14 protein-coding genes are annotated in these 13,465 nt (G+C 56.5%); 5 read left to right on the top strand and 9 right to left on the bottom strand.

The window, feature by feature from the left end:
• Positions 1 to 3 precede the first annotated feature (3 nt).
• Genes RMR21_RS15820 through RMR21_RS15800 form a run of 5 tightly spaced genes read left to right on the top strand, consistent with a single transcriptional unit; the run spans position 4 to position 4,391 of the window.
• Complete coding sequence (locus RMR21_RS15820; RefSeq protein WP_498670433.1) at positions 4 to 1,080, top strand: Gfo/Idh/MocA family protein; 1,077 nt, start codon at positions 4 to 6, stop codon at positions 1,078 to 1,080.
• Positions 1,080 to 1,910: a sugar phosphate isomerase/epimerase family protein gene (locus RMR21_RS15815; protein ID WP_498670432.1), complete on the top strand. Its 831-nt coding sequence runs from the start codon at positions 1,080 to 1,082 to the stop codon at positions 1,908 to 1,910. The genes RMR21_RS15820 and RMR21_RS15815 overlap by 1 nt, the downstream gene beginning before the upstream one ends.
• Positions 1,910 to 2,719 carry an alpha/beta fold hydrolase gene (locus tag RMR21_RS15810; RefSeq protein WP_498670431.1) on the top strand — a complete coding sequence of 270 codons (810 nt, stop codon included), beginning with the start codon at positions 1,910 to 1,912 and terminating at the stop codon, positions 2,717 to 2,719. Before RMR21_RS15815 ends, RMR21_RS15810 begins: the two co-directional genes overlap by 1 nt.
• Positions 2,720 to 2,723: 4 nt before the next feature.
• Entirely contained in the window at positions 2,724 to 3,419 is a 696-nt protein-coding gene (locus tag RMR21_RS15805) for a ribulose-phosphate 3-epimerase (protein WP_498670430.1), read from the top strand.
• Between the two features lie 15 nt (positions 3,420 to 3,434).
• Positions 3,435 to 4,391: an ROK family protein gene (locus RMR21_RS15800; RefSeq protein WP_498670429.1), complete on the top strand. Its 957-nt coding sequence runs from the start codon at positions 3,435 to 3,437 to the stop codon at positions 4,389 to 4,391.
• A gap of 774 nt (positions 4,392 to 5,165) precedes the next feature.
• On the opposite strand, the gene RMR21_RS15795 is transcribed toward RMR21_RS15800, so the two are convergent.
• The 9 genes from RMR21_RS15795 to RMR21_RS15755 all read right to left on the bottom strand — a co-directional run bounded on the left by RMR21_RS15795 (position 5,166) and on the right by RMR21_RS15755 (position 13,399).
• Positions 5,166 to 5,780: a pyridoxamine 5'-phosphate oxidase family protein gene (locus tag RMR21_RS15795; protein ID WP_498670428.1), complete on the bottom strand. Its 615-nt coding sequence runs from the start codon at positions 5,778 to 5,780 to the stop codon at positions 5,166 to 5,168.
• A gap of 328 nt (positions 5,781 to 6,108) precedes the next feature.
• Positions 6,109 to 7,620, bottom strand: coding sequence for a glucose-6-phosphate dehydrogenase (gene zwf, locus RMR21_RS15790; protein ID WP_498670427.1), 1,512 nt, complete (start codon positions 7,618 to 7,620; stop codon positions 6,109 to 6,111).
• A gap of 76 nt (positions 7,621 to 7,696) precedes the next feature.
• On the bottom strand, positions 7,697 to 8,278 hold the full coding sequence (locus RMR21_RS15785; protein ID WP_498670426.1) for a histidine phosphatase family protein: 582 nt from the start codon (positions 8,276 to 8,278) through the stop codon (positions 7,697 to 7,699).
• A 184-nt stretch (positions 8,279 to 8,462) separates the two neighbouring features.
• Positions 8,463 to 8,888 (bottom strand): hypothetical protein, encoded by a 426-nt coding sequence (locus RMR21_RS15780; RefSeq protein ID WP_498670424.1) that lies wholly within the window; start codon positions 8,886 to 8,888, stop codon positions 8,463 to 8,465.
• Entirely contained in the window at positions 8,888 to 9,946 is a 1,059-nt protein-coding gene (locus RMR21_RS15775; protein WP_498670422.1) for a hypothetical protein, read from the bottom strand. The genes RMR21_RS15780 and RMR21_RS15775 overlap by 1 nt, the downstream gene beginning before the upstream one ends.
• Positions 9,947 to 10,071: 125 nt before the next feature.
• Positions 10,072 to 10,788, bottom strand: coding sequence for an ABC transporter ATP-binding protein (locus tag RMR21_RS15770; protein WP_498670421.1), 717 nt, complete (start codon positions 10,786 to 10,788; stop codon positions 10,072 to 10,074).
• A complete protein-coding gene (locus RMR21_RS15765) occupies positions 10,769 to 11,533 on the bottom strand; it encodes an ABC transporter ATP-binding protein (protein ID WP_498670420.1) in 765 nt (254 codons plus the stop codon). Before RMR21_RS15765 ends, RMR21_RS15770 begins: the two co-directional genes overlap by 20 nt.
• Positions 11,530 to 12,534 carry a branched-chain amino acid ABC transporter permease gene (locus RMR21_RS15760; protein ID WP_498670419.1) on the bottom strand — a complete coding sequence of 335 codons (1,005 nt, stop codon included), beginning with the start codon at positions 12,532 to 12,534 and terminating at the stop codon, positions 11,530 to 11,532. The genes RMR21_RS15765 and RMR21_RS15760 overlap by 4 nt, the downstream gene beginning before the upstream one ends.
• Position 12,535: 1 nt before the next feature.
• Positions 12,536 to 13,399, bottom strand: a complete 864-nt coding sequence (locus tag RMR21_RS15755) for a branched-chain amino acid ABC transporter permease (protein ID WP_498670418.1) — start codon at positions 13,397 to 13,399, stop codon at positions 12,536 to 12,538.
• Between the last annotated feature and the right edge of the window lie 66 nt (positions 13,400 to 13,465).

Genomic DNA, 13,465 nt, shown 5'->3' with positions numbered 1-13,465 from the left:
AAAATGCCAGCAAAACAGGAAAACCGACTACGGGTCGGCGTGCTAGGAGCGGGGCAAATCGCCCAGGCGGCCCATTTCGAAAGCTGCACCAAGGCTGCCAATGCCGATCTCCACGCCATCTGCGATGTGGCCGACGATCTGCGCGAGCGCATGGTGATCACTCACGGCGCAGCAAAGGGTTACAACGACTATGACCGGATGCTGGCGGATCCCGATATCGATGCGGTGATCATCGCCACAGCCGATGCCTTCCACGTTCCCGCCTCCATCCGGGCGCTTGAAGCTGGCAAGCATGTACTGTGCGAAAAGCCTGTTGGTCTGACCGTTGAGGAATGCGTGGAACTGCGCTCTGCCGTGGAAAAATCCGGCAAGGTTTTTCAGGTTGGCCATATGAAGCGCTTCGATGCCGGTCTTCAGGCGGCAAAGTCCTTCATTCAGGACGAGATGGGCGATCTGGTGGCGCTCAAGGCATGGTATTGCGATAGCACTCACCGCTATCCCATGACCGATGCCGTGCAGCCACTGGTCGTCACAAGCGCCAATGCCAGAAAGCCATCTGCCAATCCCAAAGCCGATCTGCGGCGATACTATATGTTGGCTCATGGTTGTCATCTCATTGATACCGCTTGTTATTTTGCAGGCGACATCATCTCTGTGCAGGCCCGGCTTTTGGAGCGCGCCGGGATCTGGTGCTGGTTTGTCGATCTCGAATTCGCCTCCGGCACGCTCGGCCATCTCGATCTCACCGTTCAGGTACGCATGGACTGGCACGAAGGTTTCCAGATTTACGGTAAGAACGGCAGCATTCTCGGCAAGACCTATAACCCATGGTATTACAAAAGCAGCGAGGTCGATATTTTCCGCGAGGCAGATGGTGCGACCCACCGTGTTCTCGGTGCCGATGGCCACTTCTATCGCCGCCAGGTAGAGGGCTTCGCCCGCACCATTCTTGACGGCACACCTATGGAGGGCGCCGATATTCATGATGGCCTCGCCTCGGTGCAGGCCATGGTGGCTATTGCCCGCTCGGTTGAAACTGGCAAGCCAGTAAAGCTTAGCGATGTCACAGGTGGCGTGTGATGAAGCTCGGAATTTTCGCCAAGACTTTTGAGGGAACAGAGCCGCAAACGGTGCTGTCATCGGTGGCTGCTGCGGGCTTCGATTGCACCCAGTATAACATGGCCTGCTCCGGGTTGCCCTCGATGGCGGATGAGATCAGCGCAGAACAGGCCGGCACCGTGGCCGATGCGGCTAGAAAGACGGGTATCGATATCGTTGCGGTATCAGGCACCTACAACATGATCCATCCCGATCTGGTGCAGCGCGAGGCGGGGCTCCGCAGGCTGGAAACCCTTGCCGCACGCTGCGCTGACATGCAAACGAGCCTGATTACGCTCTGCACCGGCACCCGCGACCCCCATGACCAATGGAAAGAGCACCCGGACAACGATACGCCGGAGGCATGGCGCGATCTGTTGCGAGCCATGGAGACGGCCATCGGTATTGCCGATCGCTACAACATCGATCTCGGTATCGAGCCGGAACTTGCCAATGTCATCAACTCCGCTGAAAAGGCCCATAGGCTGATTGCCGAGCTGAAAAGCCCGCGCATCAAAATCGTCCTCGACCCGGCCAATTTGTTCGAGATCGCTACGCTCCAGCAACAGCGTGATATCGTGTCAGAAGCGATCGATCTCCTGGGAGACCGCATCGCCATGGCCCATGCCAAGGACCGCAACCTCGATGGACGTTTTGCAACCGCGGGCAAGGGTGTTCTCGATTATCCGCATTATCTCGGCAGATTGAAAGCCATTGGTTTCGAGAGCAGCTTGATTACCCATGGTCTCACGGCGGCTGAAGCCCCAGGCGTTTCTGCATTCCTCAAACAGCAACTTGCGGAGCTTGTGTGATGAGCAACGCAGAGCCATTCAAAACGGCGGATGGTACGTTTCTGAATGTCGATACTTCTGGTCACGGCATGCCTGTGGTGTTCCAGCATGGCTTGTGCGGCGATGCCAGACAAGTCTCAGAGGCGTTTCCGCTTGGCAACGGTTTCCGGCGTGTTACCGTTGAAGCACGGGGCCACGGGCGTTCGGAACCGGGCGATCTTGCCCGTCTGTCCATAGCAACCTTCACCGATGATCTAGCCCTCTATACCGTGAAGAACCTCACCGCTCCGGTGGTTGTCGGCGGCATTTCCATGGGGGCGGCCATTGCTCTGCGCCTTGCAGTCACGCGTCCCGATCTGGTGAAAGCCCTGATCCTCGCACGGCCCGCATGGTCAACAGATGCGGCTCCCGCCAGTATGGCACCCAATGCCGAGGTCGGACGTCTACTGGAGGCCATGCCGCCGGAAGAGGCAAAAGCCGTCTTTTTGGCAGGCAAAACCAGTCAACGTCTGGCGCTTGAGGCGCCGGACAATCTGGCCTCGCTCTCCAGTTTTTTCACGCGCCAGCCGCATGATGTCACGGCTGCCTTGCTCACCAAAATTTCCGGCGATGGACCCGGTGTCAGCGAAGCCGATCTTGGCAATCTCCGTGTGCCGACACTGGTTATCGGTCACGAGGAGGATGTCGTTCATCCACTCGCCCATGCGCAGGCGCTGGCGTCCATGATCCCCGCTGCGCGTCTTGTGCAGATCACCCCCAAAACCGTCAGCCGCACTCAATATGTCGCGGATTTCCATCTCGCTATCGGCAATTTTCTGAAGGAACTTTGAAGTCATGCCCCATAAAACCTGGATCAACGATCTCCCGAAAGACCGGCTTATCGCGGAATTTTCCGTGTGGTCGGCAGATCTTGTGCACCTGGCCGACGATCTCGCCCGTGTCGATGAACATGTCGATGTTCTGCATATCGACGTTGCCGATGGCCATTTCGCGCCTGCCATGCTGTTCTTCCCCGATCTCGTGGCGGGCGTGCGCAAGCTCACGAAAAAGCCCATCCATGTGCACCTGATGATTGCTGACAATATTGTTCTCTCGCAGATTGAACAATTTGCAGATGCGGGCAGTGATCTTATCAGCCTGCATGTTGAGAACGATGCGGTGGCTGATGAGGCGCTCGATCTCCTGGAACGCCGTGGTGTTGCCGCTGGCATGGTGCTGCGCGTTGAAACCCCGGTTGAGCGCGTGCGTAAATACGCCGCCCGTCTCGATTTCCTGACCTTACTCGGCACGGCCATCGGCGTGAAGGGCCAAGGTCTTGATGAGAAGGCTGGCGAGCGCCTCGGGCAAGCGCGGCAGATCATCGAAACTTCCGGCGCCGACCATCGCATCGTGCTGGCCGCCGATGGCGGTATTCGCGAACATACCGTGCCTGTGCTGCGGGCCGCGGGTGCGGAAACCGTGGTTCTAGGCTCCCTCGCATTCAACGCGCCATCGCTTCCAGAGCGAATGACGTGGCTCCACGCTCTCTAACCCGTGGTCATGTGAATGAAGAACATCGCCATCGGAATAGATCTGGGCGGGACCACGGTTCGTGCCGCTCTTGTGGATCGGCGCGGCCAGGTTCTCGCCCGCGTAGAGAATAGCACGGACGCAACAGCTGGCCCGGAACAGGTCTTGCAGCAGATACAGGCGCTGGCGGATGGTCTGCTTGCGGAGATCGATCCTCTCACTGTGGTGGGTGTCGGTGTATCGGCACCCGGCCCACTCGACACTGTGTCGGGAATTGCAACCTATACGCCAACGCTTGCAGGGTTTGTGGATTTTCCATTGCGCGCTGAATTGCAAAAGCGCTTCGCCTGCCCATTAAGCCTGGAGAATGATGGTATTGCTGCAGCAATCGGAGAGTGGCAGTTCGGTGCGGGGATGGGGCTTGAAAATTTGGTCTATGTTACGGTTAGTACGGGGATAGGCGGCGGCGTTATTCTCGATAATCGGGTGCTTCGGGGACGAAAAGGTATGGCGGGTCATGTCGGCCATATGTCGGTTCAGCCGAACGGTGCGCTTTGCCCCTGTGGAAACCATGGTTGCTTTGAAGCCTATGGGTCGGGAACAGCTTTTGCGTTGCGTGCGATTGAAAGCGCCTTGCAATGTTCGGAAACGAGCCTCGGCAAAGACGGTACGGCCATTGACGGAGCAGCGGTCTTTGCTGCCGCAAGAGATGGCGACCGCCTAGCCAACAAGCTGATCGAGGACGAAGCCGAAATTCTTGGAAGGGGCTTTACCAGTCTGATCCACCTATTCAGCCCTGATGTCGTCATCATGGGCGGTGGTCTTTCACATGAATTCGCACGGCTAAAGCCCGGCATCCAAGCTTATATCAGCCAATGGGCGATGCCCGCTTTCAGGGAAGTGCCGGTCGTGCAGGCCGCGCTGGGGCAGAACTCGGGTCTTGTCGGGGCGGCTGCTCTGGCCTTTTATTCGGATGCTTTCAGCAGCAGTTGAACGCGGTCGTCACAATGGCTGGAATGAATGCGTTGGATAACAATCCTCAATTATAGCGTGGTTCTGGTCCGAGAAGTGAAACGCCCTAAGCCGTCAGTCCGGATGATGAAACGGACGCGTCTTCATTGCGGGCAGAAGGGCCATCGTCCGTAGGCTCTGTACAGGCCCGCGCCCCTCGCATGCCGCTCCAACCCAGACCTAAAGATCAGATGCAGCCAGCTCAAAGCTGCTGGAAAACCGCCAAAGCTCGCTGCCACCGTCATTATGCGCAAGCTCATCCTGCTCGCAAACGACCTGCTGCGGAACAACCGGAAATAGACCCAAAAAACTGCTTGATCAAAACAGATACTTTAATGTCTTGGATGCCAAATGGAGCACCATCCCCATTTTTCGTCAGTCGAGTGCGGATATTTTTTGAAAACCTATTGATCAGAGCCTGATCGAAATCATAAGTTGCCGGTGGTTGATTCTCCTTAGAATTGCACCTCCCATCGCGCTCTTTAAGGACGTCTGTCGGTCCGGATATGCCGGACATCATGTAAGGTTAATAAAAATGCTTTCGCTCCCCGCTATTATCGGTATTTCCTTCGGCGCTGCTGGATATGCAGCGTTTAGCAGGAAGAACAAACCTTGGAGCTTCCTTAAAAGGTTGGGATATTTCATCGCGGCGTCATTGATAATTCTGCTGTTCATGCTGGCCGTCAATTTCGGACTATATTATGTAAATCTGAAAACCTGACCATTCCGACCCGCGCTTAGGGTGAGGAGCCTTGGTCAACCCAAACGCGCTTTCAGCTCTGCATTTTCTGCCTCAAGCTGGTCGAGACGGGCGCGTAGCGGCTCGATCGCGGCTGCGATCTCCGGCTGGGTGAAACGCGGCGTGATATGCTGTTGGCAGTTCCAGTCGAAGCTTACCAATTTAAGCCGGAAAACGCGCTCGAGCTTCGCTTTATATGCGGTATCGATGACGAGTTCTGTGAGCCCTGGCTCATCGTCCAGCGAGAGCTTTTCAACATGGACATAGATTTTCAGACGGCTGCGGCTGGGATAATCCATGAGAATCAAGCAGGCGCGGTCATTCGCCGCAAAATTTCCCGTGCTGATGTACTGGCGATTGCCACGGTAATCAGCAAATGCAAGTGAGCGGTCATCGACCACTTTGAGAAATCCAGGTGGACCGCCCCTATGCTGGACATAGGGCCAGCCAGTTTCAGAAACGGAAGCCATGTAAAACGTATCGCGACTACGAACAAACGCTTCTTCGTTTTCGGTAAAACGGTCGAACTCGCGGTGTCCACTGAAATCAGACCATAAATGATCTGCACCCATCTCGGCTTGCGCGGCTCGAACACTGGGTGTTGTCGCAATGTCCAGAAATCCATACGCCATGTGGCTCTCCGGCGGGAAGTGGTTGCGGCGTTCAGAGGCTGAGCGCCGCAAGGCTGTCGTTAAGGTCGCGTCACTTCTTTTTTGTCGTGCTCTCGCTCGCCTTTACCTGCGATCCCAGTGTGGGTGCCGGAGCTGCTGCGGCCTTGTCTTTTTTTGGTTTTCTGACTTCTTTGTTGCTGCGGACTTGACCCTTGGCCATCGAATGTCTCCTTGTTTGGTCTTGCAATCTAGCAACCAAGTGGTTGCCAAACGCAAGCAATTTTTGCTCTCACATCCAATCGGCCCTGCCGGCTGCAAATCCAACCAGAGCCGTTTTCAAAAAAAATGTTTATGTTTGCTTGTGCCCACTTGGCACGCCGAGTTCACGCCATTGGCGTGCATCGCGCTCGATGAGATCTTGCGCAGATTTTGGTCCCATACTTCCAGGTTCGTAAGGCTCGGGCGTTCCGCCTTTTGCCCAAAGGTCCAGAAATGGCTGCACTGCAGCCCAACCGGCTTCGATACCGTCTGCACGTTGAAAGAGCGTCTGATCTCCCACGAAAAGCTCGTAGAGAAGAGATTCATAACCTGTCGTCTTGCTGATATCGAACCGGTCCGCATAGCGGAAATCAAGCGCCACCGGCACGGTATCGACCGACTGGCCGGGCGATTTGATCGACAGTTCCATGCTCAAGCCCTCATCTGGCTGCACCTGAATGACGAGCCTGTTGGGGGGAAGGTCAGGTGTAACATCTGTTTGACGAAATTGCGCGAACGGAACCTGTTTGAACGTCACGACGATCTCTGTGTCCCGGGCGACCATTGACTTGCCGGTGCGAAGGTAAAACGGGACACCCGCCCAGCGCCATGTGTCCGCATAGAGCTTCAAAGCAACGAATGTCTCGGTGTTGGATTGCGGTGAGATGTCTTTCGTATCCCTGTATGCGGGAATGGCGGCACCGTTCGATGTTCCGGCACTATAGGCACCGCGGGCAGAGTGGCTCTGTGCTTCCTCGGGCGTGTAGATGCGCAACGCTTCCAGCACCTTGCTCTTTTCGTTGCGGATGGCTTCGGCATTGAAGCTGTTTGGCGGTTCCATGGCAACCATGGCCAGAAGCTGAAACAGATGATTGGGGACCATGTCGCGCAAGGCGCCGGTGGCATCGTAGAATTTCCCGCGTGAACCCACATCGACGATTTCCGCTGCCGTTATTTGCACATGATCGATGTAATTGTTGTTCCAGAGGGCTTCGATCATCATATTGGCGAAGCGTGCCGTCATGATGTTTTGGACTGTTTCCTTGCCGAGGAAGTGGTCCAGCCGATAAACCTGCTTTTCCGAGATCGTGTTCAAAATCCGCGCATTCAGCGCTCGTGCAGAGGCGAGATCCGTTCCGAAGGGTTTTTCGATTGCGACCCGTCTGAACGCCGTATCTGTTTCTTCAACCAACCCATGCTGGCCCAGTTTTTCGACGATCGTCCCGAAAAACTGGGGTGGGACAGCCAGATAAAAGGCCGCATTTCCAACAGCGGTGCCGGCAAGACGGCTGGAGATCTGGGTGTAGATTTCGTCCTTGGTAAAGTCTCCACTGATGTAGGAAATACGCTGCTTCAGGCGAAGCCAGGCCTGATCCGCAGAAACCGGCTCCGCGCCGCCCAGCCCGGACAAGAAGCTGTCCAGCTTTTCCACCAGCATGGCATCGTCGCCAGGTTCTATACCCACACCCAGTATGTGGAGGTCATCACCGACCAGTCCGCTGCGGGTAAGGTTGATGAGGGACGGGATAAGGAGGCGGCGGGTCAGATCGCCCGTAGCGCCGAAGATAACGAGGGTAACGGGAGGAGCGGGGGCAGCGTCCAAAATGATATCTCCACATTCGCGAAAGACTGAGACGTTCGGTTGATCACGGCAAAGCTAGTGCATGCTTCAGACCGGATTATGTCTGGTTCCAGCTTCGCACCACCGGTTCGTCAAGATTGTGTTCATATCCCAAGACACTGATGCTGGCGGTGTCCAGAATGAAGCAGGCACCGGCTGCTGCCTCCAAGCCCAGCCACCGGGCAACCAAAACCCGAAGAAAATGCGAACTCGAGAAAATGAGAACATTGCTGCCGATTGCTCTGATCTTTGCAACGGCTGAATCGGCTCTATCGCTGATATCCTGGACGCTTTCTCCGTCCGGGCAGCCATGGTGAAAAACATTCCAGTCCGGCGTCTGCGTTTGTATCTCTTTTGTCGTCAGACCTTCGTAACGACCGTAGTTCCACTCCGCGAGATTGTTCTCTACCTCGGCTCTCGCGCCGAAACCCGCCAGATCACAGGTTTTTCGCGCGCGTTGCGACGGGCTGGACAGCACCGCATCGAAAACGAGCGCGGGTAAGCGCCCTCCCACAAGCCGTGCTGCCGCCTCTCCATTTGGAGTTAACGGGATATCGCTGCGCCCCGTATGTCGCCCCGAAAGCGTCCAGTCCGTTTCGCCGTGACGAACCAAAACGATATGCGGATATTTAGTGGTCATGGCGGAACCCTCTCGATTGATGAAAACTTATTTCATCTTGCCTCAGATGAGCTGGCTTCACGCCCAAAATACGTCCTTTCGCTTCAAAGGTTCGCATCTGAACTAGTCATCATGCAGATGAGCGCGCCCGCTCGTTGCGATTGGTGAAGAGTTTGAGGAAAATTGAGGTGAGCGTCGTCTTGGACTACTGACAGGTGTCTGCGATTTTTTTGAGCTCGACGGCGGGTTCCAGCATTGTGTCGGGAGCCTTGCCGACAAACCTGTAGGTTCCACGCCACAGGCCCTCCGCGGCTTCGGAAATCCGAAGCCGGTGGTCGCCGTCCTTGCAAGATGCATCATAGGCCAGATCACCCATGTCGGTGAAATCCAGATCACATTTGCTCGCTTGTGCCTTGGGAAGAACCGGATTCACATGGGCCTTTGCGGCCGCTTCATTATAGCAGATCTGAAAGACCTGCTCATCGTTCTTGAGCTCCGGTGTCGGAATGGGGGTGAAGAGACGCACCTGCCACAAACCCGTTGGAAGACCGGATTCCTGCGCCACAACGGGTGTCGATAGCAGCAAGAGAGCAAAGGGAACCGAAAGCCGGATGAGTGAGGTGGTCTTCATCACTTGCATTCCCCCATCCGGTTGACGACGACATCGGTCGTAGGTTGCGGCATGTCCATATCGCCTTCGTAGGTCTCGTTGTAGGAAATCTGGCCGGTAAAATTCTCGCCATCCTTTTCGGGCTGAAGATACATGCCCCATGATGCCCCGATGCCACCGAGGTCGCACTCCGCGCGCATTTGGACGCCGCTGTCGTAAAAATGGACTTTATCAATCAGAACGCATTTTACGCCTGCCGGTTTCGGCATCAACGGCAGAGTGTCGGCTGTCATGTCGTCCTTGACGCAGATATCCTTGGAAGCTTCTACGACCTTCATCTCCGTCTCGGTCCGTTGCAGCGTTTTCCACGTGAAGCGCCACAGACCGCCCCATTCAGGCCGCTCCGTTGGCGCCGCAACGGCACCACCGTCGGAGCGAACCTGAGGAGCCGAGAGGTCCATGGTCTGGAGAGCCAGCCGTCTCGAAAACCACGCACCCAGAATGTTAAAGTCGTTGAACGTTATATGGTAGGGTTTCAGGACCTCGTCCTGTTCTCCCAACGACGTGCCAGCCACCGACGCTTTCCGGGAGTAATAGACCTGGATTTCACGAAACGTCTCCTCCGGCATCGGCTCGCTTTGCGTAAGAGGTGCCTGATTGAGCACCGATTGCGCAACATCCTGACCGAACGCCGCATAGGTGCCTTGCGCATTTTCTGCAAAATAGGCACCGAAAATCTCTACCATTGCAAAGGTCGTATCAACCTTCATCCGTTCGCCAAATGCAGTGCTTGCGGCATCGAAGCTAGCCTTGTCGGTTCCGAATTTCTGGTAAACCGCCTCGTGGTCGCCATCGGGATCGAGAAACATGGCGTAGGTTATGTGGCTGTATTTTCTAAAATCGATCCCGTTGACGGGCTCCAGCATCTTGAGATCGAAGCCCTGACGCATGGTCGCAATTCTGGGCGGCGTCGCTGGCGAGGGTGTCTCGATCGTGGCAACGGCATCTTGAGACATGCCCGTCGCAGGAGCCGAAATGGCGATAACGGCAGACAATGCGGCAATACACAGGCGTGACACGGTGATATGTCCCTCTACAAATTGTCGATATTTATAAACCTAGAGCTATCATGAAAATCATTATGAGCTGAAAGACGCTTATGCAAGGTTGAACCTATCTAAGGATAGCTTCTTGTGAGCCACCATCAGTGCAACCCGCCGACACCCAGCAGCCGTTCGACTGCACCCTTGTCATCGGACAGTTGGCTCGGCGTTCCCGTCCATGCCACGCGTCCGCGCTCGAGGACGATGACGGTATCTGCAAAGTCGAGAGCGCTTTGAATACGTTGCTCCACCAGAACGATCGTCATGTCCCCTGTCTTGGCCAGTTCCGAAAAGACGATCATCAGCTCTTCGCAGATAACGGGTGCGAGGCCTTCGAGAGGCTCATCCAGAAGAAGCACCGAGGGGCGACCGAGGATGGTGCGCGCGGTGGACAGCATCTGCTGCTCCCCACCGGACAGCTGGCTGCCCAGGTTTCGGCGTCGCTCTTTCAGACGCGGAAACATCGTGTAGGCTTCTTCCAACGCGCTTTTGGGGCGGGATTTAAGGCCAACGGACAGGTTTTCTTCCACGGACAGGCTGGGAAAAATACACCGGGCCTGCGGCACGTAGCCGAGACCGGCATATGCGCGTGCGGCACTGGCCATAGGCGTGACATCGACAGACCCGATATTGATCGTGCCGCCGTAGCGTTTCGTTTGTCCGGCAAGCGTCGACAGCAACGTTGTCTTGCCCATTCCATTGCGCCCCAGCAGAGCCAGCCGCCCGCCGGATGGAACGGAGAAGGAGATATCTTCCAGAATCCGCGTCGGTCCGTAGCCGGCCGACAGTCCTGCGACATCAAGCGGCATGGCTGGCATTGGCGTAGCTCCCGAGATAGGCCTCGCGAACGCGGGCATCTTGTGTAACATCGGCAGGCGAGCCGTCGAAAATGATGGTACCGGCAGCCAGCACGACCACGCGTTTTGCGAAGCGAAAAACCAGGTCCATATCGTGTTCGATCATCAGCACGGCAAGGTCGGGCGGTAGATCGGAAAGGGCTTGCTCGATGCGGCCCGTATCGCTCTGCGGAACGCCTGCTGCGGGCTCGTCGAGCAGGAGAACCTTCGGTTTGAGCGCCATGGCGACCGCCAGTTCCAGCAGCCGCTGTTGGCCGTAGGCAATCTCTCTGACGCTCCGATGCATCAAGTCGGTCAGGCCAAGCGTGTTCAGTAACGCATCAACTTCAGCCATGACATCGGGCATGCCGAGATAGCTTCCGAACATGCGTCCGGTTTTCCCCTGGCGCTGCAAAACCGCCAGAGCGATATGTTCGGCCGGGGTCATGTCCAGAAACAGGCGTGTGACCTGAAACGAACGCACGAGGCCGCGTTTGACGCGACCGTTGGCATCGATTTTCGTCACCGTCTCTCCGTTGAGCCTGACATCCCCGGAATCGGGATGGAGGTTGCCGGTGACGAGGTTGACGAAGGTGGTTTTGCCGGCACCGTTCGGACCGATGAGGGCAACCCTGTCTCCCGGTGCCATCGACAGGGAAACGTTGTTGGTCACCGAAAGTCCGCCAAACGATTTCTGAAGGTTGGCGACTTCAAACACAGCACTCATGGGCGCACCTGACGTTTGCGGGCAAGCCATGTCGCTGCCGTTCCGTATAGTCCCTTGGGGGCGAAAAAGACGACGACGATCAGGAGCGCGCCGACCATCGTCAACCAGTGGAAGGGGTTTGCTGCCGAAACATAGTCTTCGAACAGCATGAAAACGACGGTTCCCATCAAGGCGCCAAACAGCGAGCCGGTGCCGCCGAGAACGACCATGACCAGCGCTTCGGCAGACATAGTAAACGACAGGCTATCGAGGCCCACGACCTGGGTCGTGATCGCATTCAACGCGCCGCCGACACCGGCAACAGCACCCGAGATCACGAACATCTTGATAATGGCTGTTTTGGGTGATCCGCCCATGGCACGCACGCGCAGAGGATCTTCCTTGATGCCGCGGCAGAGCATGCCGAATGGCGAGCGGACGATGAGGCGTAATATGATGAACACGATCAGGAGAAGCGCCATGGAAAACGCATAAGCCGTTTGTCCATAGAGATCGAATTCGAACAGCCCGAAAATAGGATCGGGCGATATGCCAGACAGCCCATCGCTGCCACCGGTCCAGCTGGATGCCTTATTGGCAAATTCGTGGAACAGATGAATGAGCGCAATGGACAAAACAAGTTGTGGGAGCCCGTGTCCGCGCAGAAGGATGATACCGCTTAAAAGCCCAGCAAGCGCGCCACCGCCGATACCGGCCAGCGTCATCAGCAACGGATCGTTGATGCCGTAATGGGCCGAAACGATGCCAGCCGCATAAGCGCCGGACCCAAAGAGTGCGGCATGCCCCAGCGTGGCGACACCGCAATATCCTGTCACCAGATCGAGCGATAAGACCAGAAGTGCGACTGCAATGATGCGGGTGAGCAGAGCGAGATTATCGGGAAAGAGGACATAGCCGATCACGGCGAAGATGATGATCGCGGCAATGCCGCCCACGTCCCGCAGGATCGAGCGGCGCAGCCGTGCGGCCCCTTGTTGTTTTGGGTTGGCGAGTGTCACCATCTCAACGTGCCCTCCCGGCAAAGCCGCGCGGAAAGACGCAGATGACGGCGACGACGGCGAGATAGAAGAAAAACTCGCCGAATTCAGGCATGAGGTAGCGTCCTGTCGTGTCGATACTGCCCAGCACGAGGCAGGCAATCAATGCGCCTGAAATCGAGCCTGCTCCGCCCACCGAGACGACCACGAGGAACGTGACCATATAGCGCAGCGCATAATAAGGCTCCACGGGGAGAAGTTCGGCACCGATGACACCACCCATCGCAGCGAGGCCGACGGCTATGGCAAAACTCAAGGCGTAGATGATCTCGGTTCGAACGCCGAGAGCCGCAGCCATGGACGCATTATCCACGGAAGCTCGCAACTTGACGCCGAAGCTCGTTCGCTCGATGGCAAACCACAGGCCGATCGCCACAAAAAGCCCGCAGACGATGGCAAAAAGCCTATGGATGGGAATGGTGCGAAAGCCCAGATCTGCCGATCCCTGCAAGGCTGGGGGCAGCGGGATGGTTTTCAATGTCGGCCCGAAAACGTAATTGGCGATGCCGATGATGCAGAAGGTGATACCGATCGTCATCAGCACCTGGGTCAGTTCCGGCGCGCCATAAATACGACGGTAGAGAAAGCGCTCGATGGGAAGGGCGATGATGATCGTACCGATGACAGCGGCGAGAACGCCGATCCCGTAACCGAACCCCAGGTCCCGCACCGCATAGGAGGCGATATAGCCGCCAATCATCGCAAAGGCGCCATGCGCAAGATTGACGACGCGCATCAGACCCATGGTGACAGACAGGCCGATAGAAATGACGAACAATACCATACTGTAGGCGAGCGCATCGACGGCGATACTGAAAACTGTCTGCATGAGGTGATCCCGATGCGCTATGGACGAGTGGGAGACCACGGACCTCGATGCGCTTTTGCTATCCTG

The organism is Agrobacterium sp. rho-8.1, from assembly GCF_033957725.1.
Classification (GTDB): Bacteria; Pseudomonadota; Alphaproteobacteria; order Rhizobiales; family Rhizobiaceae; genus Agrobacterium.
The sequence above is the reverse complement of the archived record's forward strand: the minus strand, read 5'-3'. Positions and strand labels throughout refer to the sequence as shown.

Excerpts from the sequence above, each read along its gene's own strand:
- RMR21_RS15820 (WP_498670433.1), top strand. The coding sequence starts at position 4 with ATGCCAGCAAAACAGGAAAACCGACTACGGGTCGGCGTGCTAGGAGCG.
- RMR21_RS15815 (WP_498670432.1), top strand. The coding sequence starts at position 1,080 with ATGAAGCTCGGAATTTTCGCCAAGACTTTTGAGGGAACAGAGCCGCAA.
- RMR21_RS15810 (WP_498670431.1), top strand. The coding sequence starts at position 1,910 with ATGAGCAACGCAGAGCCATTCAAAACGGCGGATGGTACGTTTCTGAAT.
- RMR21_RS15805 (WP_498670430.1), top strand. The coding sequence starts at position 2,724 with ATGCCCCATAAAACCTGGATCAACGATCTCCCGAAAGACCGGCTTATC.
- RMR21_RS15800 (WP_498670429.1), top strand. The coding sequence starts at position 3,435 with ATGAAGAACATCGCCATCGGAATAGATCTGGGCGGGACCACGGTTCGT.
- RMR21_RS15795 (WP_498670428.1), bottom strand. The coding sequence starts at position 5,780 with ATGGCGTATGGATTTCTGGACATTGCGACAACACCCAGTGTTCGAGCC.
- RMR21_RS15785 (WP_498670426.1), bottom strand. The coding sequence starts at position 8,278 with ATGACCACTAAATATCCGCATATCGTTTTGGTTCGTCACGGCGAAACG.
- RMR21_RS15780 (WP_498670424.1), bottom strand. The coding sequence starts at position 8,888 with ATGAAGACCACCTCACTCATCCGGCTTTCGGTTCCCTTTGCTCTCTTG.
- RMR21_RS15770 (WP_498670421.1), bottom strand. The coding sequence starts at position 10,788 with ATGCCAGCCATGCCGCTTGATGTCGCAGGACTGTCGGCCGGCTACGGA.
- RMR21_RS15765 (WP_498670420.1), bottom strand. The coding sequence starts at position 11,533 with ATGAGTGCTGTGTTTGAAGTCGCCAACCTTCAGAAATCGTTTGGCGGA.
- RMR21_RS15760 (WP_498670419.1), bottom strand. The coding sequence starts at position 12,534 with ATGGTGACACTCGCCAACCCAAAACAACAAGGGGCCGCACGGCTGCGC.
- RMR21_RS15755 (WP_498670418.1), bottom strand. The coding sequence starts at position 13,399 with ATGCAGACAGTTTTCAGTATCGCCGTCGATGCGCTCGCCTACAGTATG.